General features: G+C 54.0%; 24 protein-coding genes and 1 tRNA gene. 23 read left to right on the top strand and 2 right to left on the bottom strand.

All coding sequences use genetic code 11. The features are described 5' to 3' along the window. Nucleotides 1-184 precede the first annotated feature (184 nt). Together ACLGL1_RS06755 and ACLGL1_RS06750 are read left to right on the top strand one after the other, a co-directional pair. Nucleotides 185-258: transfer RNA gene (locus tag ACLGL1_RS06755), tRNA-Ile, on the top strand. 173 nt (nucleotides 259-431) lie between these two features. Next, the gene (locus ACLGL1_RS06750) at nucleotides 432-1,574 is read left to right on the top strand and encodes a pyridoxal-phosphate-dependent aminotransferase family protein (protein WP_411007941.1); all 1,143 of its coding nucleotides are present in this window, start codon (nucleotides 432-434) and stop codon (nucleotides 1,572-1,574) included. An 87-nt stretch (nucleotides 1,575-1,661) separates the two neighbouring features. Here the strand turns inward: ACLGL1_RS06750 and ACLGL1_RS06745 are convergent, their stop codons facing one another. After that, nucleotides 1,662-3,206 (bottom strand): S-layer homology domain-containing protein, encoded by a 1,545-nt coding sequence (locus ACLGL1_RS06745; protein WP_411007940.1) that lies wholly within the window; start codon nucleotides 3,204-3,206, stop codon nucleotides 1,662-1,664. A 218-nt stretch (nucleotides 3,207-3,424) separates the two neighbouring features. Here ACLGL1_RS06745 and ACLGL1_RS06740 point away from each other — a divergent pair, with 218 nt between their 5' ends. The 3 genes from ACLGL1_RS06740 (at nucleotide 3,425) to rarD (ending at nucleotide 5,313) form a co-directional block, all read left to right on the top strand. Then, entirely contained in the window at nucleotides 3,425-4,045 is a 621-nt protein-coding gene (locus ACLGL1_RS06740; RefSeq protein WP_411007939.1) for a flavodoxin family protein, read from the top strand. A gap of 68 nt (nucleotides 4,046-4,113) precedes the next feature. After that, nucleotides 4,114-4,314: a hypothetical protein gene (locus ACLGL1_RS06735; RefSeq protein WP_411007938.1), complete on the top strand. Its 201-nt coding sequence runs from the start codon at nucleotides 4,114-4,116 to the stop codon at nucleotides 4,312-4,314. Nucleotides 4,315-4,434: 120 nt separating this feature from the next. Beyond that, complete coding sequence (gene rarD, locus ACLGL1_RS06730) at nucleotides 4,435-5,313, top strand: EamA family transporter RarD (protein WP_411007937.1); 879 nt, start codon at nucleotides 4,435-4,437, stop codon at nucleotides 5,311-5,313. On the opposite strand, the gene ACLGL1_RS06725 is transcribed toward rarD, so the two are convergent. After that, nucleotides 5,303-6,649 carry a PLP-dependent aminotransferase family protein gene (locus ACLGL1_RS06725; protein ID WP_411007936.1) on the bottom strand — a complete coding sequence of 449 codons (1,347 nt, stop codon included), beginning with the start codon at nucleotides 6,647-6,649 and terminating at the stop codon, nucleotides 5,303-5,305. The two genes, rarD and ACLGL1_RS06725, sit on opposite strands and share 11 nt — an antisense overlap. A gap of 177 nt (nucleotides 6,650-6,826) precedes the next feature. Between ACLGL1_RS06725 and cysK the strand changes: the two genes are divergently transcribed. From cysK to ACLGL1_RS06635, 18 genes are all read left to right on the top strand, one after another. Continuing rightward, entirely contained in the window at nucleotides 6,827-7,774 is a 948-nt protein-coding gene (gene cysK / locus ACLGL1_RS06720) for a cysteine synthase A (protein ID WP_411007935.1), read from the top strand. Next, nucleotides 7,774-8,979 (top strand): cysteine desulfurase NifS, encoded by a 1,206-nt coding sequence (gene nifS / locus ACLGL1_RS06715; RefSeq protein WP_411007934.1) that lies wholly within the window; start codon nucleotides 7,774-7,776, stop codon nucleotides 8,977-8,979. The genes cysK and nifS overlap by 1 nt, the downstream gene beginning before the upstream one ends. Nucleotides 8,980-9,040: 61 nt before the next feature. Further along, a complete protein-coding gene (locus ACLGL1_RS06710; RefSeq protein WP_408977853.1) occupies nucleotides 9,041-9,466 on the top strand; it encodes an iron-sulfur cluster assembly scaffold protein in 426 nt (141 codons plus the stop codon). Between the two features lie 135 nt (nucleotides 9,467-9,601). Beyond that, nucleotides 9,602-10,342 (top strand): aspartate/glutamate racemase family protein, encoded by a 741-nt coding sequence (locus ACLGL1_RS06705; protein WP_411007933.1) that lies wholly within the window; start codon nucleotides 9,602-9,604, stop codon nucleotides 10,340-10,342. Further along, the gene (locus tag ACLGL1_RS06700; protein WP_411007932.1) at nucleotides 10,339-12,231 is read left to right on the top strand and encodes an FAD-dependent oxidoreductase; all 1,893 of its coding nucleotides are present in this window, start codon (nucleotides 10,339-10,341) and stop codon (nucleotides 12,229-12,231) included. The genes ACLGL1_RS06705 and ACLGL1_RS06700 overlap by 4 nt, the downstream gene beginning before the upstream one ends. A 37-nt stretch (nucleotides 12,232-12,268) precedes the next feature. Then, nucleotides 12,269-13,195, top strand: a complete 927-nt coding sequence (locus ACLGL1_RS06695) for a DUF1385 domain-containing protein (RefSeq protein WP_411007931.1) — start codon at nucleotides 12,269-12,271, stop codon at nucleotides 13,193-13,195. A 23-nt stretch (nucleotides 13,196-13,218) separates the two neighbouring features. Continuing rightward, nucleotides 13,219-13,851: a GNAT family N-acetyltransferase gene (locus ACLGL1_RS06690; protein ID WP_411007930.1), complete on the top strand. Its 633-nt coding sequence runs from the start codon at nucleotides 13,219-13,221 to the stop codon at nucleotides 13,849-13,851. Continuing rightward, nucleotides 13,848-15,314 (top strand): hypothetical protein, encoded by a 1,467-nt coding sequence (locus tag ACLGL1_RS06685; protein WP_411007929.1) that lies wholly within the window; start codon nucleotides 13,848-13,850, stop codon nucleotides 15,312-15,314. The genes ACLGL1_RS06690 and ACLGL1_RS06685 overlap by 4 nt, the downstream gene beginning before the upstream one ends. Nucleotides 15,315-15,407: 93 nt before the next feature. Further along, nucleotides 15,408-16,487, top strand: coding sequence for a peptide chain release factor 1 (gene prfA, locus ACLGL1_RS06680; protein WP_411007928.1), 1,080 nt, complete (start codon nucleotides 15,408-15,410; stop codon nucleotides 16,485-16,487). After that, the gene (gene prmC / locus ACLGL1_RS06675) at nucleotides 16,474-17,310 is read left to right on the top strand and encodes a peptide chain release factor N(5)-glutamine methyltransferase (protein ID WP_411007927.1); all 837 of its coding nucleotides are present in this window, start codon (nucleotides 16,474-16,476) and stop codon (nucleotides 17,308-17,310) included. Before prfA ends, prmC begins: the two co-directional genes overlap by 14 nt. 1 nt (nucleotide 17,311) lies before the next feature. Beyond that, entirely contained in the window at nucleotides 17,312-18,736 is a 1,425-nt protein-coding gene (locus ACLGL1_RS06670) for a DHA2 family efflux MFS transporter permease subunit (RefSeq protein ID WP_411007926.1), read from the top strand. 156 nt (nucleotides 18,737-18,892) lie between these two features. Continuing rightward, a complete protein-coding gene (locus ACLGL1_RS06665; protein ID WP_411007925.1) occupies nucleotides 18,893-19,147 on the top strand; it encodes a GlsB/YeaQ/YmgE family stress response membrane protein in 255 nt (84 codons plus the stop codon). 14 nt (nucleotides 19,148-19,161) lie between these two features. Next, a complete protein-coding gene (locus tag ACLGL1_RS06660; protein ID WP_411007924.1) occupies nucleotides 19,162-19,827 on the top strand; it encodes an HAD family hydrolase in 666 nt (221 codons plus the stop codon). 61 nt (nucleotides 19,828-19,888) lie between these two features. Then, a complete protein-coding gene (locus tag ACLGL1_RS06655) occupies nucleotides 19,889-20,836 on the top strand; it encodes an NAD(P)-dependent oxidoreductase (protein ID WP_411007923.1) in 948 nt (315 codons plus the stop codon). Nucleotides 20,837-21,059: 223 nt separating this feature from the next. Next, complete coding sequence (mraZ, locus tag ACLGL1_RS06650) at nucleotides 21,060-21,497, top strand: division/cell wall cluster transcriptional repressor MraZ (RefSeq protein ID WP_411007922.1); 438 nt, start codon at nucleotides 21,060-21,062, stop codon at nucleotides 21,495-21,497. An 8-nt stretch (nucleotides 21,498-21,505) separates the two neighbouring features. Beyond that, entirely contained in the window at nucleotides 21,506-22,441 is a 936-nt protein-coding gene (gene rsmH / locus ACLGL1_RS06645) for a 16S rRNA (cytosine(1402)-N(4))-methyltransferase RsmH (RefSeq protein WP_411007921.1), read from the top strand. 14 nt (nucleotides 22,442-22,455) lie between these two features. Beyond that, on the top strand, nucleotides 22,456-22,923 hold the full coding sequence (locus tag ACLGL1_RS06640) for a hypothetical protein (protein ID WP_411007920.1): 468 nt from the start codon (nucleotides 22,456-22,458) through the stop codon (nucleotides 22,921-22,923). Next, a complete protein-coding gene (locus tag ACLGL1_RS06635; RefSeq protein WP_411007919.1) occupies nucleotides 22,920-25,145 on the top strand; it encodes a penicillin-binding transpeptidase domain-containing protein in 2,226 nt (741 codons plus the stop codon). The genes ACLGL1_RS06640 and ACLGL1_RS06635 overlap by 4 nt, the downstream gene beginning before the upstream one ends. The last annotated feature ends 72 nt before the right edge of the window (nucleotides 25,146-25,217 follow it).

The raw sequence follows: 25,217 nt of genomic DNA, 5'->3' as shown, positions 1-25,217 counted from the left end.
TAAACCTGGAAAAGAGCGACTTGTTAAGCAGAGCGGAAGTTATACCGCCGCATCCATCATCTGACGATGATGGCCGGCTGGTGTCGCTAACGCGACTGCTAAAGCACCAGCTCCTTTCTAAGGAAAACCCGTAACGGAGAACCGTTACAAAAATGATATTTACCTTGTTTGGTCTGTTTAGTTTAGGCCTGTAGCTCAGCTGGTTAGAGCGCACGCCTGATAAGCGTGAGGTCGGTGGTTCAAGTCCACTCAGGCCTAGAGAGAAGTCATCAGAGGGTGGCTTCTCTTTTTTTTATTCCTTCTCCTGGGACGGTGATTCCTTTATTGGGTCTGTCTTTCTGCTGGTCGTCCGGTCTTTTGGCATCCCATGGTCAAAAGGGTCCCCTTGTGCTATAGTGGATGTACCAGTATTTCTGTAACGGAGGATGATTATGGCAAGAAAAATTTTATGTGCTGGACCGACAGCGATTGCGCCGGAGGTCCTTGACCGGATGACCCAGGCTTCGACCAACCCGGACCTAGACCCGGACTACCTGACCTTCCACCAGCAGGTCATCAAAAAGTACCAGCAGTTGCTGAAGACTGAGGCGACGACCTTTATGATGCTTGGTGAAGCCATGGTGGCCCTGGAGGGGGCGGTGGTCTCCCTGGTTGAACCTGGCGACCGGGTCCTGGTCCTATCAAATGGGGTTTATGGCCAGGGCTTTGCTGATTATGTCCGCTTTGTTGGCGGCGAACCGGTTGTCTTTAGCCAAGACCACCGACATGGCCTGGACCTGGACCGCTTGGCGGCCTTTCTGGAAAGAGATCATGATTTTGCTCTGGCCACTATGGTCCACTGCGAAACGCCAACAGCGGTGACCAATGACCTGGCCGGTGTAGCCGGGCTTTTGAACCAGTATGGGATCCTATCTATTGTAGACAGTGTTTCCGGCATTGGTGGGGAAAAGGTGGACTTTGATGCCTTTGGCCTGGACTGTATCTTGTGTGGGAGCCAGAAGGTCCTCAGCGCGCCGACGGGCCTGTCTCTCGTTACCCTGTCCAAGCGGGCTGAAGAAAAGATTGCCGACCGGCAAAAAGAGATCCCGTCCTTTTATCTCAACTTTAAAAATTACTATGCCTACGATGACCCGGCCTTTGCCTTTCCTTATACCATGAGTGAGCACCTGACAGCTGCCTTGGATGAAGCCCTAGACCGGTTACTGGCCCAGGACTACCTGAGCCTCCATGCACGCTATGCCCGCCTGACCCGGGAAACGGTGACGGCCTCTGGTCTGTCCCTTTATGCCCTGGACCACTTTGCCAATACCGTGACTGCAGTTTGCCTGCCGGAAGGCCTTTCAGCCAGCCAACTGTTGGATACCATGCGGGCCAAGGATATCCTGATATCCAAGGGGGTCGGTCCTATGGCAGACCGCCTCTTCCGGATTGGCCACATGGGGAATAATATTTCAGAGGACAACTTCAGGGCCCTTTTTGCGGCCTTGGACCAGTCTTTTACTGACCTAGGCTATCCCCTGGACCAATCTCTCGAAGCAACTTTTGTCGCTCTCCTGGCTGATGACCGGCCCTGAGAGCCCCATAAGCGACAAAAATCCGCCTCAACTTAGCCTTAAGTGCCAAGTTGAGGCGGATTTTTATGTTAGAAATCTTGCTGGGCCTTAGACGAACCGGATCCCATCCCGGTAGACATAGCCCCAGGTATTGGTGATAATATCTGCCGGCTCTACAATAAAGCCGTCTGCCAGGGTGGCGTGGGCAATGATGGGTCGGCCATTGTTAAAGCCTAGGAAGATGGCCGCATGGTTGTAGCCATAATTATAGCCGGGGTGGTAGGAATAACTTACATCCCCCGGCCACATGCCGGCAAAGCTAGAAGGAATGTATTTGCCACCATAATTCGGGGCGGTGAGGTACTGGTCCTTGACCATCCGGTAGCCTTCGTCTGCCTGAATTTGACTGGCAGAGGGGGGAAGGGTGGCAAGGCCGAGTTCCTTATAAGCGCTGTAAACGGCGCCACAGCAGTAAACACCGCTGGGGTCATTTAAGTCGCAGCCGAACCACTTAAAGGGGAGGCCTTCCCGCTTAGCGGCATAATTGGCGACGGCCTGGCCCAGGAAGCGGCGGTCGGCATCAGGGGCATTGAGCCAGTTGTTGGACAGGTCTTCTTGATCGGGAAGGGCCCAGTAAATGGCCTTGCCCTTGTGGCCGCCGGGCCGGTTGCCGCCGGATACGACGCCATCTTTATTGAACCAGTGGGCCTTGTAGCCGGTGGAAAAGACCCCGTCTTCGAGCCGTTCGTAGGAGTAGGGGGAGAAGTAGTAGGTCTGGCCATCGATTTGCTGCCAGCCCCGGGCCAGGCCCTGGTCGGCTGTGGCGTAGTAGTTTAGGCCATCGCGTTTGACCCAGCCCAGGGCCAGGCTGTCATCGTCATTGAGTAGGTAGGCTTTATCATTGACCTTGACCCGGTTGTCCTTGGTCTGGATGGCCTTGAACCGGGCCTGGTTGTCTTGGTCGATGAGGTAGGCCTTACCGTCCTGGCTCTTGACCAGGGTCCGGCCGGCCTGGGCGACCACCGGGTCTTCCTTGAGGCCTCGGAGCAAGATAGAAATAGCTTCTGCCCGAGTGACCGGGGCTTTCGGACGGAAGCTGCCATCGGGATAGCCGCCCAGATAGCCCCGGGCTTGGAGGTCTGCCACCCCTGGCCGGCAGGTCGGTGAAATGTCGCCGGCATCGGAAAACTTGATGGGCCCTTGGTCCTGAGCGGCCTCTTCCTTGATGGCCAGGAGGCTGGAAGTGAGCTGGGCCACTTCTTCCCGGCTGATAGCCTGGTCGGGAAGGAGCTTATCGGCATCAAAGAGGGCCAAATAGCCAAGGCCCTGGGCAGCTTCAACCTCGCTCTTGTACCAGGCCTGGTCAGCCACATCCCTGTAGCCGGAGGCTGTTTGGTTGGGGGTCATATCGTGGACCCCGTAGCTGCGGTTGAGGAAGGCGATGTATTCCGCCCGGGTTACGTTTGCATCGGGCCGGAAGCTCCCGTCTTCATAGCCCTTGACCAAGTCCAGGCTCTGGGCCTTTTCAATGCCCAGGACGGCCCAGTGGCCCGGGGTATCTGTGTAGCTGGCGGCCCATAAAGTGCCGGGCACCAGGACGAGGGCAAGGGTTAGGACCCCAGCCTGTAATAGGGTCTGCCATACTTTTTTCATAAAATGCCTCCTTAGTTATGGGTTATCCATAATAAAACATATAGATATAAATTCATTATAAAGGATTAGTTTTTATTTTCAACTGGATAAAATAAAAATAATTTAGAATAATAGAAAATTATAAAATGGGGAGGATGCTTGCCCTGGAGCCTTCTTTTTCTTGAATTTGTGTCAGTTAGGGCATAAAATAAGGGGCAATATGGAGGAGGAAGGTAAAAATGAAAGTTCTTTTAGTCAATGGTTCACCGAATAAGGAAGGCTGTACCCACCGGGCCCTGCAAGAGGTGGAAAAATCTCTGCAAAAGGAAGGCCTGGAGACGGAAATTTTCTGGGTAGGCAAAACGGTCAAGGGGTGTACAGCTTGTATGACCTGTAAAAAAACCGGCCAGTGCATCTTTGATGATGAGGTCAATACCTTTGCTAGCTTGGCTGAAGAGGCTGAAGGCTTTATCTTTGGGTCGCCGGTCTATTACGGGGCCCCGACAGGCAATATCCAGGCCTTTATGGAGCGGCTCTTTTGTAGCGCCAGTCGGCATTTAACCTATAAGCCTGCCGCCAGTGTGGTTTGCTGCCGCCGGGGTGGAGCCACTGCCAGCTTTGACCGGCTGAATAAGTTCTATACCATCTCAAATATGCCCATCATTGCCAGCCAATACTGGAATATGGTCCACGGCCTGGTCCGGGAAGACATGGAGGCTGATGTTGAAGGCCTCCAGACCATGCGGGTCCTGGGGCAGAATATGGCTTGGATTTTAAACTGCCTTGCTGCCGGTGAGAAAGTTGGTCATGGCCGGCCACAAATTGAGGACAAAATCTTTACCAATTTTGTGCGCAGGTAGCAGGCCGCTGCAGGAGGCCTGCATATTTTGCTCCTTGCTGGGTAAGTAGTCAGTAAGGAGTGATTAATATGGCAAATGATAAACTGGATCAAGGTATTGGCGCAGCGAAGGAAAAAGTCGGCCAAGGCTTAGGCGATGAAGAACTTGAACTCAAAGGAAAGGCCCAGCAGCTCAAGGGTGAGGCTGAAGAAAAACTGAATGAGCTCAAGGATAGTGCCGCCGCTAAGGCCAATGATCTGCTGGATAAGGTCAAGGGCGAGGACAAGTAATCGCTCAGCCTGACAAGTCAAAACGCTTTGCCGAAAAGGCAAAGCGTTTTTCTTTCTATGCATTGACAGGGGGCCGGCATCATTTTTATACTGGTGGTATGAGAGAAGGAGGCGGGGCGTATGCGGCGAGGACCCTTATTGGTTTTATTGTGTTATGTCTTATGGGGTGTTTTACCTATTTACTGGAAGCTGATTGCAGATGTGAGTGCTTATGTCAATTTAGGGAGCCGGGCCATTTGGTCCTTTATCCTCTGCATCATTATCTTGGCGGCCCTGAAAAAGCTCAACCAGGTCAAGCGTATTTTTGCGGACCGGCGGGAGGTGTGGCGGCTTTTTATTGCCGGGGGCGTCTTGCTCATCAACTGGGGGTCCTACATCATTGCCGTGAACACCAACCACATTGTAGACGCCAGCCTGGCCTATTACTTAAACCCGATTATTTCTATCGTCATTGGCTTTACGGTCTTTAAGGAGCGACTTACCGGCCTACAATGGGCCGGCGTCATTCTGGCTACCGTTGGGGTGGGCATTTCCATTATTTCCTATGGCCAGGTGCCCTGGCTGGCCCTGGTGATTGGTCTGTCCTTTGCCGTTTATGGGGCCCTGAAGAAGACCTGCCATAGTGAGTCCATCTCTGCCCTCACGGTAGAGATGACCCCCTATATTCTACCCCTCCTGGTTTTCGTGACGGTCATGTTTGCCAAGGGGCAGGCAGGGGATGCCAGCCTTTGGCAGTTGCTCCTCCTCCCGACCACAGGGATTGTGACAGCGGTGCCCCTCTTTTTTTACTCAACGGGCATTGCTAGTACAGACTACACCCTGGCCGGCATCCTCATGTATGTCAACCCCACCCTCCAGCTCCTCTGCGGGACCCTCCTTTATGGAGAGGTGATTTCCCGGGCCCAGTGGCTGACCTTTCTTTTTGTCTGGGCTGGCCTTATCTGCTATGTGGTCTCTATCTTACTTAAGCGGCATACCGGCCAGCCGGCTAAGAAATAGGCCGGAACTGGGTCAGGTTGAGGCGCATGGCCGGGCGGTCATCGCCGAAGGCCTGTCCCTCGGCGATAATAATATGATCATCCAATAATTGCTGACGAACGGCCTCGTACTGGGGCCGATTTTTTATTGGCCAGCGGTAGTAGAGGTAGAAGCCCCCCTGGGTGGCCACCGGGTGGAGGGCCGGAAAGTTGGCCTTCATATAGGCGGTGAGATCTTTGAGGGCGGTCCGGGTCCGTCTCTTTAAGAGGTCAATTTGCAGGCTGAGGTCCCGGGCCATGTAGTCCCGGAGGATGTGCTGGGGCAAGGCGGAGAGTCCGGCGTCAATGTCCCGGCGGAAGTTGGCCAGGGCGTGCATGAGGTGGGGCGGGCCAATGAGCCAGCCAATCCGGATGGTTGGGCCCATGTACTTGGAAATAGAGCCGGCATAAAACATTTGGTCGGCCCCGGACAGGGCCTTGATAGGCCTATTTTCTGTCTCCTGGGCATAGGACAACTGGGCGGAGGCATCGTCCTCAAAAATAGGGATCTGGTAGCGGTTGCAGAGGTGGAGGATTTCCTTGCGCCTTTTGAGGCTGGTATGGATGCCCGTTGGGTTTTGAAAGATGGGATTTAAAAAGACCATGCTGATCCGGGTGTGGCGGACCGCCTGGGCCAGGTCTTCAATAGAGGGGCCTTCACTCTGCATATGGATGGGGATGAGACGGAGGCCGGCTGCCTGAAAAATAGGCAGGTGGTAGAAGTAGGAGGGGGCCTCAATGGCTACCGTGTCCCCGGGGTTTAAATAGCCGTGGGTGACCAGAAAGATGGCTTGTTGGGTCCCGCTGGTAATTAGGATTTCTTCAGGGGAGACCTGCCAGTGGTAGCGGGCGTAGAGGTCCTTGGCGACGGTTTCTCTTAAGGCGGTCAGCCCCATGGCGTCCCCGTCTGCCGCCGCGTCAAAGACCTTGTCCCAGGACAGGGCCCTGATAGACCCCTGGGGCAGCCAGGAGCGGGGGGCATCCCCATCTTCCAGGTGCTGCCAGGGGGTATCCGGATCTGCAGCCAGCCGGGCTTTGACCTGCCGGCTATAGGGGCTTTCCGGAAAGGCTGACCGCTGCATCCGGTCCGGCAGGCCCAGGCTCCACTTGCCCCGGCTGACAAAGCTGCCACTGCCGACCTTCCTTTCAATGAGCCGGCGGTCAACGAGCTCGCCCAGGGCGCGGGCAACGGTGGACCGGTGACAGTGGTAGAGATCGGCCAGATCCCTTTCTGAGGGCAGGCGGTCTCCTGGGGCCAGGCGGCCGCATAGGATGGCCTCCTCCAGGTTATTCATGATTTCTTGGTATTTTTCCGCCATAGGCATCTCCTTTCTCGAACGTATGCCCAGTGTAGCAAGCTGAAAAATAAAAGACAAGCGGCTGCATAAAAGATCAGCCACTGGGGTATAAAAAATTAGTGTAAAGAATTAATTCCTAGTTTAGAACTAGGGATTATGGCGTATATATAAATATAGATAGAAGAGAGGGGAAGGATTATGTTTAAATCTGTCACAGATATGATCGGTCATACACCTATGATTGCCTTGACGGCTTTAACCAAAGCATTGGCTTTAGACGGCACCATTCTTGCTAAGGCCGAATTTCTCAACCCCACCGGGAGTATGAAGGACCGCATTGCCCTGGCCATGATTCGCGGGGCCGAAGCGGCAGGTCAACTCAAGGCCGGCGGGACCATTATCGAGCCTACCAGCGGCAACACCGGTATCGGCCTGGCGGCTGTCGGTGCCCGCTTAGGTTATAAAGTTGTTATTGTCATGCCGGAAACCATGAGCATCGAGCGTCGTAAAATGATGGCGGTTTATGGTGCTGACCTGGTGCTGACACCAGGCGCCGAAGGCATGAAGGGGGCCATCGCCAAAGCGGAAGCCCTGCAAAAAGAACTGGACGGCGCCATTATTGCCGGTCAGTTCGCCAACCCGCTGAACCCCGAAATCCACTATAAAACCACTGGCCCTGAAGTTTGGGCAGCCCTGGAGGAAGCCCAGATGAAACCGGATATTTTAGTGGCCGGGGTCGGCACCGGCGGGAGCCTGTCCGGTGTTGGCAAGTACTTAAAGGAAAGACAGGAAAACTTAAAGGTCGTTGCCGTTGAACCGGCCCGGTCTGCTGTCTTATCCGGCCAGCCCTCCGGTACCCACCGGATTCAGGGCATTGGCGCCGGCTTTGTCCCGGACGCCTTGGACCGGTCCGTCATTGATGATATTTATCAGGCGACGGACGAAGATGCCTTGGCCATGGTTGGTCTCTTGGCCAGAAGGGAAGGGCTGTTTGCCGGGGTATCCTCCGGTGCGGCCTTAAGCGCCTGCCGGGATATTTTAAGAAAAGAACCGGGGCAGACCCTTGTGACCCTGCTGCCGGATTCAGGTAACCGATATATGTCAATGGATGATATTTTTGAGCAAGGGAAGGGCGTGGAGGAATAATGGCAAAGACAATATATGTAGATAATGCGGCAACCACTCCGGTTAGTGATAGCGTTTTGGAAGCGATGATGCCTTACTTAAAAGAGGTATATGGCAATCCTTCCAGCCTGTATCATGTGAGTGAAGAACCCAAGGCCGCTATTGCTAAGGCCCGTGACCAGGTGGCCAAGGCTTTAAATTGTGAACCCCGGGAAGTCTTCTTTACCTCCTGTGGGACAGAGTCGGATAACTGGGCCTTAAAGGGCTATGCGGTCCAAATGAAAAAAAGGGACAAGACCCACATCATTACGACCAATATTGAGCACCATGCCATCCTGCATACGGCTCAATTTCTTGAAAGCCAAGGCTTCGATGTCAGCTACCTGCCGGTAAATGAAGATGGCTTAGTGACCGCTGAGCAAGTCCGAGATGCCATCCGGCCGGAAACTGGCTTGGTCAGCATCATGTATGCCAACAACGAAGTGGGGACCATCTTCCCCATTCCTGAAATTGCCCAAGTCTGCCATGAAAAAGACGTCATCCTGCACACCGATGCAGTTCAAGCCGTCGGCCATGTGCCCATTGACGTCAAGGCCCAGAAGATTGACATGCTCTCCTTGTCCGGGCACAAGATTCATGCCCCCAAGGGAATTGGCGCCTTGTATGTCCGCAAGGGCATTATGCCGGTCAACCTCCTTCATGGGGGCGGCCAAGAGCGGGGCCGTCGGGGCGGGACAGAAAATACCGCCTTCATTGTCGCCCTCGGCCAGGCCATTACCGATGCAGTGGAAAACATGGAAAAAAACAGCGCCCACTGCCGCCGGCTCCGCGACCGTTTAATTGAAGGCCTCTTGGCCATTCCGGCCACCCGGTTAAACGGGGCCCGGGACCCGCGCCTGCCCGGAAATGTGAACGTATCCTTCGAAGGAATTGAAGGGGAGTCCATCCTGCTCATGCTGGATGCTTACGGGATTTGCGCCTCCAGTGGGTCGGCCTGCACCTCAGGGTCCCTGGACCCCTCTCACGTGCTTTTGGCCCTGGGCCTGCCCCATGCCATTGCCCACGGGTCCTTACGTCTGAGTGTCAGTGAAAACAACACCGATGAAGAAGTCGATTACATCTTAGAGCATGTGCCAGCCATCATTGAACGGCTGCGGAATATGAGTCCGGTTTGGGATAAGGAAAACCAGCGTATGATCATGGAAGATGACAACCTTAAAAAATAATCCGCCAGTTCAGTACCTTTGATTAAAGAGAGGAGTCTTCACCTTGTATACAGATAAAGTTATGGACCACTTCAGAAATCCCCGGAATGTCGGCGCCCTTGAAGATGCCAATGCCATTGGTGAAGTAGGTAACGCCAAGTGTGGCGACATCATGAAAATGTACCTTAAAATTGAAGATGACATCATCAAGGACATTTCCTTTGAAACCTTTGGTTGTGGGTCTGCCATTGCCACCAGCTCCATGGCAACGGAAATGGTCAAGGACCACCCCATCTCTGAAGCCATCAAGTTATCCAATGATGCCGTTGTTGAAGCCCTGGGTGGCCTACCGGCCAATAAAATCCACTGCAGTGTTTTAGCCGAACAAGCCATCAAGGCAGCCTTGGTGGACTACTACAACCGCCAGGGGCAAGACGGCGAAGCCATGGTTGGTAAGCTCATGACGGAAGAAGAAATTGAGGCCACCAACCACATTGAAGAAGACTAAGGATAAAAACTGAATACAAAACGTCTTTTGCCATTTGCGGTAAAAGACGTTTTTTACCTTGCTTGACGAGAGGCGGTCTCACTTATACAATATTGGGAGCATAAAAATTTAAAGACCCTTAAGGAGGGGTATGTCATGCGTGAGGCTGTAGGTGTTATTGGTGGCTTAGGGCCGGCAGCAACGGCCTATTTTATGGAGCGGGTCATTGACTTTACCCAGGCCGACTGCGACCAGGCCCATATTAATATGATGATCTTTAACCACTGCACCATTGGCGACCGGACGGCCTATATTTCCGGGGCCTCGTCTGAGGACCCCCTGCCCTTAATGATTGAGGATGCCCGGGATATGGCTGCTCTGGGCTGCCGCTTTATCGTCATTCCCTGTAATACGGCCCATTATTTTTATGAGGATATCCAGGCGGCGGTAGAGATCCCGGTGGTTAATATTGTCCGGGAGACCCTGCGCTATGCCAGCTGCGAGGCCAAGGCTCCCCTTTGCATTGGGATTATGGCCACCGATGGCACCATTATGACGGAAAGCTACCAGAAGGCCGCTGAGGAAAGCGGCTGCAGCTGGGTCACCTGTGACCCGGCCATGCAAAAGAAGTTAATGGACATGATTTACCAGGGCGTCAAAGCCGGTCAACCGGTGGCCCTGGCGGATTTTGAAGAAATAGCCAACCACCTGCGCCAAAAAGGGGCCAACTGCCTGGTTTTAGGCTGCACCGAGTTGTCTGTTTTAAAACGCGACCTCGCCCTGCCGGATGAAGATGTCATTGATTCAATTGACGTCCTGGCATTAGAGACGGTACGCCGCAGTGGAAAACCCATGACCGCTGCCGCCTTGCGTGTGAAAGGAGTCAAGTGTAGATGAAAAAAAAGATGTTAAAGGCATTAGGGATTTTGTTGATTTGTTCTTTGGCCTTGACCGGTTGTGGTCAGGAAAAGGGAGAAGGCGGCAAGACTGCCGTTGCGGAAATTATTAATGAAAAGCATGTGCCGAGTGACTATGATGTCATTGTTGTTGGTGGTGATCCTGAAGGCATCGTTGCCGCTATATCGGCTGCACGAAATAACCAAAAGACCTTGCTCTTATGTTCCAGTGCACAGTTAGGTGGCCTATATACGGATGGTGAACTAAATTTTATTGATATACCGGAGACACGGAAGGGTGAGGTCCTGGTTCGTGGGATTTACGAGGAGTTCTTTAAAGCTGTTGGGGGCTCCGGTTTTGACATTGATAAAGCGCGACAAGTTTTTTATGATATGGTAAAGGCGGAAGATAATCTGACTTTGCGGGTAAACAGCGTATTTCAAAAGCCCGTGATGAAGGGGGACAAGATTAAGGGGGTCACAGTGACCGAAGATGGTCGAGAAAAAACTTATAAGGGTGATATCGTCATTGATGCGACTACAGATGCTGATGTAGCTGCAGCTGCGGGCGTCCCCTATACCTATGCCGGTGAAGATATTGGTGAAAAAGATCGAGAAATGGGTGTCACCCTTGTTTTTGGCCTAAAGGGGCTGGATTGGGATAAAATCACGCGGCACTTGAATATGCAACGGGCTAAAGGGGAAGTTACTGGCGGGTCAACGGATATGGGGGCCCGGGATAACCTGGCCTGGGGTTATCTTAAGGAGGGCTATGGGTATAAACCAACTAACGAAAATATTCGCTTACGTGGGTTTAACATGAGTCGTCAAAATGATGGTACCGTTTTATTTAATGCCTTGATTATTTTCGGCGTCAATCCTCTAGACCCGGATAGTCGAGCAGATGGGATAGCCCGTGGTAAAAAAGAACTGGAAAAAATAGTACCCTATTTGCGTAAAACCTGTGTTGGCTTTGAAAAAGCGGAGCTTGAAACGGTTGCAAAAGAGCTCTATGTTCGCGAAAGTCGCCATATGGAATGCGAGTACATGTTAACCGTTGACGATGTCTTGGAAAACCGACCACAGGCAGATATGATTGCAGTGACCAGCTATCCCGTTGATGTTCAGCCTTCAAAAACACAAACCTTTGGCATTGTGATTGGCTTTCCAGACCAGTACGCTATCGGCTTACGGTCCTTAGTTCCGAAAAAAGTAGATGATTTATTGATCGTTGGGCGAAGTGCAGGGTATAGGTCAATGGCAGCGGGCAGTGCACGTATTGTGCCAACAGGGATGGCTTGTGGTCAAGCCGCAGGTGCTGCAGCGGCATTGGCCCGGGAGCAGTCTTTGACGCCACGAGAGCTCTGCTATAATGAAAAACAGGTCGAAAGTTTACAAACTCGCCTGGTTGAGCAGGGTGTGAATTTGACGCATGAACAAACTCAAGAGCCCATTATGTCTCATTGGGCCTATCCTGGCCTTAAGACCATGCGGAGCTTAGCCTTTATCGGTGGCGGTTATGACAATAACTACAAACTGGATGAAGAGGTATCAAAAAATCAATATCAGAATTTAATTAATGGCTCTTTACGGAAGTTGGGTTTCCCGCCGGATCCGGTCGTTGAAGTGAACGATAATCCCCCGGCACGACAAGTGATCGGTTCCTTGGCAAGGGAGGTTGCAAAGCTCGAGGGTGTTCATTTACCGGATGATTTCGCCAGCTATCGGCAGTATTTAACTGAAAAAGGTATTATTGACGACACCCTGCAGCCCTACTTTACCAGCAAAGAAGAGCGGCCACATACGGCGGAAACGGTCCAATTGGTTGCAAATTTTTATCATTGGGGTAGGGAATTACCTGATGCGAAAAACTTGATAGCAGTTGAGTAATATGCGGATATGATATACAGATGGAGAAAAAGCTAACATGCAAAAATCTTATGGTGGACAAGCGCTCATTGAAGGCGTGATGATGCGGGGCAAGCACCACCAGGCCATGGCTGTGCGCCTAGATGATGGGCGGATAGAAAGCCTGGTAACCCCCTTTACCCCCTGGGGGGAGGCGCATCCGATCTTGCGCCTGCCTTTCATCCGGGGGAGCGTCAATATGGTTGAATCCCTGGTCGTTGGCATGAAGGCCTTGAGCTGGTCAACGAATATGAACTTAAGCGGGGGGATGGATGCAAAGGAAGAGGCGGTCAAGCCCTGGCAAATGGCCTTAACCGTCCTCATGTCCCTTTTGCTGTCGATTGGGATATTCTTCCTGCTGCCGGTGGTCTTGGCCCATGCCGCCGGTCCTTGGATTTCCGGGGTCCTGGCCCAAAACCTCCTTGAAGGGGTCCTGCGGGTCGGGATTTTCCTCCTCTATATTTGCCTGATTGCACAAATGCCCGATATTCACCGGGTCTTCCAATACCATGGTGCTGAACACAAGAGCATCCACTGCTATGAGACAGGGGCCCCCTTGGCGCCAGCTTCAGCCCGACGCTTTTCCCGGCTCCACCCCCGGTGCGGGACCAGCTTTCTCTTTATCGTCATGGTCGTGAGTATCTTTGTCTTTTCCTTTACCGGCGTGGACAACATCCTCTTACGGCTCTTTTCTCGGGTACTTTTGCTACCGGTCATTGCAGGGGTGAGTTATGAAATCCTCAAGTGGACCGGCCGGCATATGGACCGCCCCATCGTCCGTCTCATTGCCTGGCCGGGCATGCAGATTCAGCGGATGACCACCGCTGAACCGGATGAAGATATGCTGGAAGTGGCCCTGGTGGCCTTGGAAAAAGTCCGCTTAGCCGAAAAAGACCAAGAGCCGGTGCCCTTTACTCAGATGACCTATCTCGCTGCACAACATTAAGGGTGAAAGGAGATTACCGGCCCATGAAAGATATGGCCTATATTCGCTTGGCGACCGTAGAGGATGCGGAAGCCCTACTGGACATATACCGCCCCTATATCAGCATGACCTGGCTGACAACGGAGGCAGAGGTCCCTAAGCTGGAGGCCTTCCGCGACCGGATTGCCGGCGTCCTTGAAAAATACCCCTTTGTCGTAGCCCAGGTGGGGGATGACCTCTGTGGCTACGCTTATGCGCATAGGTACCGGGCTCGTCCGGCCTATGACTGGAGCGCTGAGCTGTCCATTTATTTAGATGAAGACTGGTCCGGCTATGGCCTGGGTAAGCTCTTGTACGGCACCGTCATTCAGCTGTTGGACTACCAGCACGTGCAGACCGTTTATGGCATGATTGTCCGGGACAATGAACCCAGTGCTGGTTTACACCTGGGCATGGGCTTTAGCCCGATTGCCACTTATTCTAAAGTGGCTTATAAGCGGGGAGCCTGGTTGGACCTCATGCTGTTTGAAAAGGATATTGGCGACCATCCGATTCCGCCGCCCCCCTTTTTACCCCTTCATAAAGTTAAACCGGAAGCCTTGCAGGAAACGCTGACGGTAGCAACAAAAAAATTCATCAATGAGTTGGAACGGAAATCGGCAAGGAGGATGACATGAGTTCACAGAATAAGTATGACGAAACGACCCCGGCAGGGAGTTATTGGGCAAGGGATGCCAAACATGTAGTGGTCAGGGCCCACTTGCCGGCCGGCCGCCTGTCGGTGACCCAGTGGCATACCTTAAGACAAATTTTAGACAAGCACCCGGACCTGGACCTGCGGATTACCACCCGGCAGAATGCCCGCCTTTACGGTGCTGACCCGGTTTTAGCGGAAAGCCTCCTGGAGGAAGTCAGCCAGGCCAGTTTCCAGCCCGTCGGGAAAAAAGGCGACGTGGTCATCAATCCGGATTCGGGCCTGCGCCAGGACGAGGCCTTTGACGTTTACCCCTATGCCCTAGCCATTAGTGAATGGCAGAGCAGTGGCCTGGGCCGGTCCGCCCAGGTGCCCGGGAAGTTAAAACCCTCCATGACCTCTGCACCGGATGCCCTAGCCTCTATTTCTTACGCCGATATTGGCTTTGTCGCCCGACGGAATGAGGCCGGTGAGGCAGGCTTTACCGTCCTGGGTGGCGGGAGCCTGGGGGCCATGCCCCGCCTGGCCGTTACCCTATTAGACTTTATCCCGGCCAAGGACGTTTTGCGGGCCATGGAGGCCTACGCCCAGGTCTTTATCGACCTCTTTGCCGATAGTAAGATTGGTAAAAAACGGATGCGGTTTAAAATCCGCGAACTGGGCGAAGAGGGCTTCATCGCGGCTTTCCGGACGGCTTATAACCAGGTCAAGGCTAAGGACATTGCCGGGCTGCCCAAGGATGCCCTCCGCAAGAGAGACTGGGGAGAGCCGGCTGACCGGACCCACCCCAACATGGTCCCGACCCGGTTTGAAGGCATTTACAGCGTCTACCTGCCGGTGCCGGCCGGCATTGTCCCGGTCGACTTTGTCCAGACGCTGGACAAGTTCTTCAACTACCTGGAATACCGGCCGGAATTGGCCCTGTCTGCAGAGCAGGAAGTGGTCGTTCGTGACCTGGCCGGGGACGACGCCCTGGCCCTTTTGGATATGATGGCCCCCTACATGGCGGCCCATGCCGTTGGCGACCAGCAGAACCGGATTGCCTGTGTTGGGGCAGACCTCTGCCGCTTTGGCCTGGCCCACAACTCGGCCGTCAATGACATTCTGAGCAAGTTTGACCCGGATGACTTACCCAAGATGGGTATTTCCGGTTGCATGAACTCCTGCTCCGGTCACCAAGTTCGCCCCCTGGCCTTTTGGGGGAAGAAGTCTGACCATGCGGACTTTGCCAATGATGTCTTTGAGGTGGTTGTCGGCGGTTCAGCCACTGACGATCAGGAGGGCTTTACCTTGGGCCAAAATATTGGCTCCATTGCCCTAAAAGACCTAGAAAGCTTTCTACAGGAGCTCATAGCCCGGCAGAAGGCCTCCGGCCAGGCCTGGGAGGAATTTCTCCAGGACCATACCGAAGACCTCAAGGCCCTTGTGGCGACCTATCAAGACTAGGCTTGCACATTTGCTGGGATAAGCGTAAAATATATATGCCCCTGGTTGCCAGGGGCATTATTTTGTACATACGACCTTAAAAGGAGGAAGCCCATGTTTGAACAACTTCCCGCATTAGATAAACGTTTTGAAGAATTGAACCAGGCCATGGCTGACCCAGCTCTACTCTCCAATCAGGAAGAGTTTCGCAAAACAGCCAAGGCCCGGGCAGATCTGGAAGACGTGGTCATGGCCTGGCGTGAATACAGCGGCCTCTTACAGGAAAAAGAGGACACCAGGGAAATCATTGAAGCCGAAGATGACCCGGATATGGTGGATATGGCCAAGGAAGAACTACATGAACTCAATGACCGGATTACTGCCCTGGAGGAAAAAATCAACCTCCTGCTCCTGCCCAAGGACCCCAATGATGAACGGAACGTCATCATGGAAGTCCGGGCCGGCACCGGCGGGGACGAGGCCGCCCTCTTTGCCAGCGACCTCTTCCGGATGTATGCCCGGTATGCCGAAGACTGCGGCTGGAAGGTCGACATCATGAACTCCAATGCCACCGATGGCGGCGGTTACAAGGAAATCACCTTTATGATTGTGGGTAAGGGGGCCTATTCAAAATTAAAATTTGAAGGGGGTGTCCACCGGGTCCAGCGGGTCCCGGCCACAGAAAGCGGCGGCCGGATCCATACCAGTGCCGCAACGGTCGCTGTCCTACCTGAAGCAGAGGATGTGGAAGTGGACCTGGATATGAATGATGTCCGGGTAGACGTCTTTTGTTCTTCCGGCCCCGGGGGGCAGAGTGTCAACACCACCCAGAGTGCCGTCCGGGTCACCCACGAACCCAGCGGCATTGTGGTCAGCTGCCAGGATGAAAAGTCCCAGCAGATGAACAAGGAAAAGGCCCTCAAGGTCTTAAAAAGCCGCTTGTACGAAAAGGTGATGGCCGAACAGCACGGGGCTGAAGCGGAAGCCCGTCGGTCCATGATCGGGTCCGGGGACCGCAGCGAACGGATTCGGACCTATAACTTCCCCCAGGGGCGGATCACCGACCACCGGATCAACCTGACCATCCACAAGCTGGACCAGGTCCTGGACGGGGAATTAGATGAACTTATCGATGCCCTGGTGTCCACCAACCAAGCCCGCCAATTAGATGAGGCTGCCCGTGACATCTCCTAAGACCTGGCAAGGCTTATTTAACGAGGCCCTGGCCCAAGTCGGCCGGGACCGGCGGCTGGCTGTGGAGCGGCTGATGGTCCATGCCCGGGATATGGACCGGGCCCTGGCCCTGGCCCACCTGGATGAGCCGGCTCTAGCGGCAGAGGAGGAGGTCTTTACCAGGGGGATCCGGCAGCTTTTAGACCACCGGCCCCTGCAGTATATTTTAGGGGAGGCCCCCTTTGCCGATTTTTCCTTACAGGTCGGTGAAGGGGTTTTAATTCCCCGCTTTGATACGGAAATCCTGGTTGACCAGGTCCTGGCCCTGGTAGCTGAAGGCCCCTTCCGCCTGCTGGACCTCTGCACCGGTAGCGGGGTGGTGGCCATTGCCCTGGCCCGGCGTTGTCCGGCCTGGGAGGTCTTTGCCTCGGATATCAGTCCCGAGGCCTTGGACCAGGCCCGGGCCAATGCCCGCCGGCTAGCCGTCGCGATAACCTTTGCCGAAGGGGACCTCTTTGCCCCCTGGCAGGGCCAGACCTTTGACCTCATTACCGCCAACCCCCCCTATATCAGCAGTGCAGACATGGAGACCCTGCCGGCAGAGGTCCGGCAGGAGCCCCACCTGGCCCTCTGGGGCGGGGCCGATGGCCTGGATTTTTACCGCCGCTTGGCCCAAGAGGGCTTGACCTACCTCAGGCCCGGCGGCTACATGGCCTGTGAAATAGGGGCCGGCCAGGGGGAGGCTGTGGTTCACTTATTCCGCCAGGCAGGCTTTCAAGACCTGGTCATCCATTATGATTGGCAAGGCCACGACCGCGTGGTCCTAGGAAGAAAGGAGAGATAGGATGTCAGTGGCGCAAACGCCAACCGAAGCCGCCTTAGAGCGGCGGAAGCAGGAGCGGGCCATGGGGGCCATTATCATCATTGCAGCCTTCCTGGCCCTCTTCAATGTATCGTCTGTCAATGTGGCTGTTCCCCGCTTTATACAGGAGTTTAATACCTCAGTGACCCTGGTCCAGTGGATCAGCATTGGTTACACCGTAGTGATGGGGGTTGTCAGCCCCCTGGCCGGTTATTTTACCCGGCTCTTTACCCTTAAAAACTATTTTATTATGAGCATGGGGGCCTATGTGGTCTTATCCATCCTGTCGGGCCTGGCCTCGAATATCTACCTGCTCATCATTGTCCGGGGACTTCAAGGTCTGGCCGGGGTTGCCTTAATTCCGACGACGATGATCATTATCTACAGCTACATCCCTCGCCATAGACAGTCCTTATACTTAACCATCCAAAACATGAGCCTGTCCCTGGGGCCGGCCTTAGGTCCGGTTATTGCCGGCCTCATCCTGGCTGTAGCCAGTTGGAAGTGGATTTTTTGGTTTAACGTCCCCCTGGGCATCCTGGCCATTTACTTATCCCTGGCCTACCTGCCCAAGGAAGAGGCCCATACGACGGAACGGATTGACTGGCTCAGCTTTGCCTTTGTGGCCGTGGGCTGCCTGCCGGTTCTCTTATCCTTTAGCCTGGCTACCAACCTGGGCTTTACCTCACCAATTGTCCTAGGCATGCTGGTTGGGGGGAGCTTCTTTGTTTTCTGCTTTGTCCGCCGGCAACTCCGCCTGACCAACCCGGTCCTAGACTTCACTGTCATGCGCAACCGGGAGTACACCCTGACCCTGGTCAGCAATGGGCTCCTGTCCATGGGGCTGGCCCTGGGGCCCTTTATCTTTGCCATCTACTTCCAGATGGTCAAGGGTTATAGCCCACTGACCATGGGCCTTCTGCTCCTAATTCCGGCCGTATTTTCAGTTGGCGGGGCCCCTGTGGCCCAGGCCATGTATGACCGGATGCCTTCGAAGACGGTTATTATTTTAGGCTGGGTGGCCCTGTGTGCCGGGAGCATCACCCTGGGCTTTTTGCAATTGACGACCCCGCTTGTCCTGGCCATGGTCTTTTTCTGCTTCCGCTACCTGGGGATTGGCCTCCTGGGCATGCCCATTACTGACCATGGGATGCGTGAGCTGCCCAAGGAAAAAAGTGACGATGGGTCCACCCTAATTAACTGGATTAAGCTCATGATCACTGGCCTTTCCTTATCCGTTTTTACCCTGATGTATGAAAAGGTAACGGCCTACTTTGCGGCTACCATGTCTACTGAAGGGGCCACCCTCATGGGGGTCGATGCAGTCTTCTTATCCTCCGGTCTGACCTGCGTCATTGGCCTCGTTTTATCCTTAAAACTCAAGCGGATCCATCCAAAAGATATGTAAAAAACGCTGTCCACCCCCTTTACCGCAACCTGTCAATGCCGGTAGAGGCCCGGTGGCAGCGTTTTTTATTTGAAGGGTCATGTTTAAAAAGTAGCCGGTAGCGGTTATATATAAGACAGTGAACACTTAATGTATATATGATAAGGAGGCTTTACTATGGGAATTCTTTCTTGGTTAATCGTCGGCGCCTTAGCCGGTTGGATAGCTAGTATCATCATGGGTAAAAATGCTCAAATGGGCGCCATGGCTAATATTGGTGTCGGTATTGTAGGGGCCGTTATTGGCGGCTTTTTATTATCCTTCATCGGCCACGGCCAAATTACGGGAATTAACTTACCAACCATCGGGACAGCTGTTCTAGGGGCTGTTGTTTTGCTTTTTGTCGTTGGTAAGGTTCAAGGTAAAAAATAAAAAGGAGCTGTCATATGTCGATCAAAGGCATCATTTTTGATCTTGACGGGACGCTTCTGGATACACTAGAGGATCTCGCAGATGGGGTAAATGCCGCTCTGCGAGATTTCTCTTTTCCAGAGCGGAGCCGTGAAGAGGTGCGCCATTTCGTTGGCAATGGCGTTCGTCATTTAATCCGCCAGGCCGTCCCTGCAGGGACTGACTCGGCAACCCTTAGCCAGGTGCATGGGGCCTTTATGGCCCACTATAGGGAAAACATGACCCGGAAGACCCGGCCCTACCCGGGGGTCGTTGACCTGCTGGAAAGCCTGGCCCTTTCCGGCTATAGCCTGGGGGTTTTGAGCAATAAACCCCACGGGGCGACGGAGGCCCTGGTCCGGCATTTTTTCCCGGACCGCTTTTCCATCATTATGGGGCATAAGGAGGGCAACCCTCGCAAACCGGATCCGACCATGCTTTTACAAATGGTCAGTGATATGGGCTTAAAGCCGGAAGAGGTCTGTTATGTCGGCGACTCGGAAGTGGATGTGGCCACCTGCCAGCAGGCCCAGGTCGCCGGGGCCTTTTGCCTCTGGGGCTTTCGATCTGAAGAAGCCTTAAAGGCGGCAGGGGCCGGTCTTTTCTTAGATGAACCGGCTGAACTCTTGGCCCAGCTCCTAGCTGGGGAAGTCGGCTTGTAAAAGGGACAGAATTGATGTATATTTTAGTTAATTCATCCTCAACGAAGAAAGGTGATTAGTTATGAAAAAAATAGTTGTGTTAGAACCCTTGGCTGTGCCGGATGACCTGCTCCACCAGCTGGTCGATGAAAAGCTGGATGGGCAGGCTGACTTGGTGCTCTATGACCAAAGGGCGCAAAGTGATGAGGAAATGATCGATCGGGCAAAAGATGCGGAAATCGTTGTGATTGCCAACCAGGCGATGAGCGAAAAGGTTGCCCGGAGCCTGGAAAAAATTGAGCTCCTAGCGGTGGCCTTCACCGGTTTTGACCACATTCCTGTTGATGTCTTTAAGGAACGCGGGGTGACCGTTTGTAATGCCTCCGGCTACTCCAACGAAGCGGTGACTGACCTGGTTTTCGGGATGGTCATTTCCCTTCTGCGGAATATCCGGGAATGTGACCAAGCAGTGCGCCAAGGGGGCACCAAGGATGGCCTGGTGGGCCAGGAATTATCCGCCCTTACCTTTGGGGTCATCGGGGCCGGGGCCATTGGCCAGCAAGTCATCAAGGTGGCCAATGCCTTCGGTTGCCGGGTCCTGGCCTTTAACCGGAGTAAAAAAGACGTGCCGAACTGTGAGTTTGTAGACCTGGATACCCTGCTCAAGGAAAGTGATGTTGTCTCCATCCACCTGCCGAGCAATGCCGATACCAAGGGCTTTATCGGGGCTGATGAGCTGGCCAAGATGAAGGACACCGCCATCCTTATCAACTGTGCCCGGGGCCCGATTGTCGATATTCCAGCTCTGGCCAAGGCCCTGAAAGACCAGTCCATTGGTGGGGCAGCAGTGGATGTCTTCTATACCGAGCCGCCCCTGGAAGCCGACAACCCCCTCTTCGATACCCCCAATACTCTCCTGACGCCCCATGTGGCCTTTGCGACAGATGAGGCCTTTGTTAAACGGGCCCACATTGTTTTCGGCAACATTGCCGCCTTCCTGGCCGGTAAACCTGAAAACGTAGTTGTATAAAAATCATAAAATTAGCAGATGAATATATATAAATAAAATTTATCAATTAGCCGACCGCTATAGGTCGGCTTTTTTGCTGGGAAAAAACGTTCGGAATGTATGTTCCGAACCCCTCCTCTTTGGGCTGGGGGCTGGATTAAAGAGGCAATGTGGTGTAAAGTGGTATAAAGTGGAGCAAAAGGGTTTCGAAAGGCAGACTTTTGTAGAGAAAGGGGGGTGGCAGATGTTCTTAGGCGAATATAGACACAGTTTGGACGCTAAGGGACGTCTGATCATCCCCAGTAAGTTTCGCGAAGGCCTGGGGAGACGGTGTGTGGTGACCAAGGGCCTGGATGGTTGCTTGTTTGTTTTTCCCATCGATGCCTGGGAATCCCTTTCCAAAAAACTGGCCCACCTACCCTTGACCAGACAGGATGCCCGATCCTTCACCCGTTTCTTCTTTTCCAGCGCCAGTGAAATAGAATGCGATAAACAGGGACGGATTCCCATCCCCCAGGGCCTGCAGGGCTATGCCGAATTGGATAAAAACGTTGTTGTTATCGGTATGAGCGAGCGGATAGAAATATGGGGGACCGACCGCTGGGAAGCCTATGAAGCTGGTAATGCCGGCTCTTTTGAGCAACTGGCAGAGCTGATTGAACCCTTTGACATCGGTTTATAGGAGGAAGCATGTTTCAACATATACCGGTTCTAGCTGAAGAAGTCCTGACCCACTTAGCGGTCAAGCCCGGAGGCGTTTATGCCGACGGGACCCTGGGTGGCGGTGGCCATGCGGGCCTCATCCTGGAGGCCTCGGCGCCGGACGGTCAGATCATTGCGACAGACCGGGATGAGCTTGCCTTAGCTGCAGCCCGGGCCCACCTGGCCCCCTATGGCGACCGGGTCAAGGCCTACCATGCCAATTACACTGAATTAGCAGACTTTGTTGCCCAGGACTACCCTGAGGGGATTGACGGTATTTTATTGGATATCGGCGTATCCTCCCCACAGATAGATACCCCGGACCGAGGCTTTAGTTATATGCACGATGCGCCGCTGGATATGCGGATGGACCGGAGCCAGGGGCCCAGTGCCCGGGACGTGGTCAACGAGCTTTCTGAACAAGCCCTTCATGACCTGATCAAGGACTATGGAGAAGAAAAATGGGCTGCCCGGATTGCGGCGCTTATTTGTGAACGCCGGGCCCTGGCTCCGATTGAGACCACCTTCCAACTGGTCGATGTCATCGAACGGGCCATCCCCAAGGGGGCCCGGGAAAAAGACTCCCATGTGGCCAAGCGTACCTTCCAGGCCTTGCGGATTGCAACCAATGATGAACTGGGGGCCCTGGAAAAGGCCATCGACCGCCTGGTAGATGTACTCCAAGTTGGTGGCCGCCTGGCCATCATCAGCTTTCATTCCTTAGAAGACCGGATTGTCAAGAATAAATTTAAGTACCTGGCGGCATCCTGCCTTTGTCCGCCAAAATGGCCGGTATGTACCTGTGGCAAGGTGGCCTCGGTACGGATCATCACCCGGAAGCCGATCACTGCCGGCAGTTTAGAATTAGACCATAACCGACGGGCAGCCAGTGCCAAGCTGCGTGTTGTTGAAAAAATCATCTGACAGGAGAGATAACCATGACTCAGTCAGGCTACTACCATGACTACAAGGGTCGCCAGCAGGCCGGCAATCGCTTTGAAGCCAGGCCGGATGACCGGTACAAGCGGGCCTTACGCATAAAAGATAAGTCCAAAGAACAAGTGAAGCCTGCTGAAAAGAGCAGGGCCATCTTTAAGTTTCCCCGCTTGCGGGCGGTGGCCCTTATTTTTGTCCTGGGCCTTTTAGTGGCGGCCCAATACAGTGCTGTCCAGACCATGGGCTACCGGGTCAGTGAGGCTCAGTCCCGCTTGTCTGAAATCAAGGCCGTCAATGCTCAATTGGAGCAGGAATATGCGGCCCTGGGTAACCTAGCCCGGATTGAAAAACAGGCCACTGAAAAAATGGACATGGTCATGCCGGACCGGGTCCTGACCTACCAACCGTCCAAGGCTACCCTGGCGGCCCAGAAAAAAGAAGCTGAAGAAACCGCCGGAGGGCGTCGATGAGAAATAAAAATCGCATTGGCGCCATCATGGGCATCGCCTTTTTTATTGGCTTATTAATTATGGGCAAACTCCTTTATGTGCAAGTGTTTGCCAATGAATCTTTCAGTAGCATGAGCCTGTCCAACCGGTTGCAGGAGGTCTCTGTCATGCCGGACCGGGGACTCATTTACGACAGCAAGGGCGAGGCCCTGGCCATTAGTGTCAAGCGGAAGTCTGTGTATATTACGCCGGCTGAGATCCGCAAATTAAAGGATAAGGACAAGGTCATCGATACCCTGGCTAAAAGCCTGGGCATGTCCAAGAGTGACGTCCTGGCCGCTGTGAACGATAAGACCAGTGACTTCCGCTGGCTGAAGAGACACGCCGACAACAAGGCTATTGAAAAACTGCAAAAGGAAAACTTCCGCGGGGTCGGCTTTACCGATGAGTACAAGCGGGAATACCCCAAAAGCCGCCTGGCCGCTCAAGTCTTGGGCTTTGCCGGGGTGGACAACCAGGGGCTCAGCGGCATAGAGCTCCAGTGTAATTCGATTTTAGCCGGGAACCCCGGCAAGCTCCTGGTTGAATATGACGGGAAGGGCAATATCATCCCCCAGTCCATCCGGGAGTCAATCCCGGCGACGGCCGGGGACGATATCTACCTGACCATTGATGGGACCATCCAGTATATTGTCGAGCGGCAACTGGCCAAGGCTTCAGAGCAGTTTGACCCGGAGGGGATCACCTGTATCGTCCAGGAAGTGGACACCGGGAATATCCTGGCCATGTGCAGCCTGCCGGATTTTGACCCAAATAACTATGCCAAGTCCGATGAGAAAAACTGGCAGAACCCGGCAGTATCCAAGGTTTATGAACCGGGGTCCGTTTTTAAGGTCGTCAGTGCCTCTATGTTTTTAGATGACGACGTGGCCACCCCCCAGAGCCAGTACAATTGTCCGGGCAGCATTTTAATTAACGGCCATGAACTCCGGTGCTGGACCTACCCGAACGGGCAAGGTCCCATGACCCTCCGGTCCGGCCTGGCCATGAGTTGTAACATCGTCATGGCCAAGAGTGTCGCCCGGCTGGGTAAAGAACGGTTTTACGACTATCTCCATGGCTTTGGCTTTACCCGCAAAACCAACATTGACCTTCCGGCCGAGTCGAACCCGGTCCTAGTTCCCGAAGACCAGGCCGTTCCCCTGGACTTGGCGGCCATGTCCATTGGCCAGGCCAATGCCTACACCCCCATCCAGATGGTCAATGCCATTTCGGCTATTGCCAATGGGGGGACCCTCATGAAGCCGCAAATTATTTCAAAAATCACCGAACGGGACGGGAAGACCATTAAGGAGGTCAAGCCTGAAGAGGTCCGGCGGGTTTTAAGCAGCGAACGGGCAGAACAGGTCCAGGAAATGATGGAAGCGGTTGTCACGGAAGGCATCGGGAAGGAGGCCGCTGTCCCTGGCTATCGGGTAGCCGGTAAAACCGGGACGGCCGAAATCGCCCGGGAAGGCCGCTATGAAAAGGGTGACTACATTATGAGCTTTGGCGGTTTTGCCCCGGCCGGTGACCCGAAAATTGCCTGTATCGTTATCGTATCCAGCCCTAGGACCACCGCCTCCAGCGGGACTGTGGCAGGGCCGGTTTTCTCCGGGATTGTCAAGGACATCATGCGCTACTATGAAATTCCCTCTTCCCTGCCGGACAAGAGCATTGAAGAGCCGGAAGTCAAGAACCTGGGCCAGGTGCCCAAGGTTGACCTGCCCATGAATGCTGAAGCCTTCCGCCTCCGCATGCAGGAAGCAGGCCTCCAGGTTGAGTACGTTGGCAGTGGGTCAGACGTTGCGGCTGCCCTGCCCCTGGCCGGGACCCGGCTGGCAACAGGCAGTCAGGTCAGGGCTTACCTGAGTAATCCCAAGGCAGAACAAGTCACCCTACCGGACCTGTCGGGCCTGACCCTTAAAGAAGTGGACCACCTTTTAACCGGCCTAGGCCTTAAGGCCAGCCTGGATGGTAGCGGCTTGTGTTGGTACCAGACCCCGGCAGCCGGGGCGGTGGTGCAGACCGGGTCAACGGTATCTGTTAAATTTGCCTCTACCCGCGAGCAATCCAATATCCGGGATGTAGAAGATGAACGGGCCGCTGAAGAAGAGAAAAAGGCCCAGGAAGCCGCCAAGGCAAAAGAACAAACCACCACAGGTAGCAAAAAGTCGTCAACTCCCTCATCTCAAACCCCTTGAGATGGATTGATTTCATAGCTAGAAGAATGATCCGGGTTTTCCTTGCCGAGGACCCGGCTTCTTCGTTTTAGT

Origin of the sequence: Peptococcus simiae, from assembly GCF_046569735.1 — a bacterium.
Lineage (GTDB): Bacteria > Bacillota > Peptococcia > Peptococcales > Peptococcaceae > Peptococcus > Peptococcus simiae_A.
The sequence above is the reverse complement of the archived record's forward strand: the minus strand, read 5'-3'. Positions and strand labels throughout refer to the sequence as shown.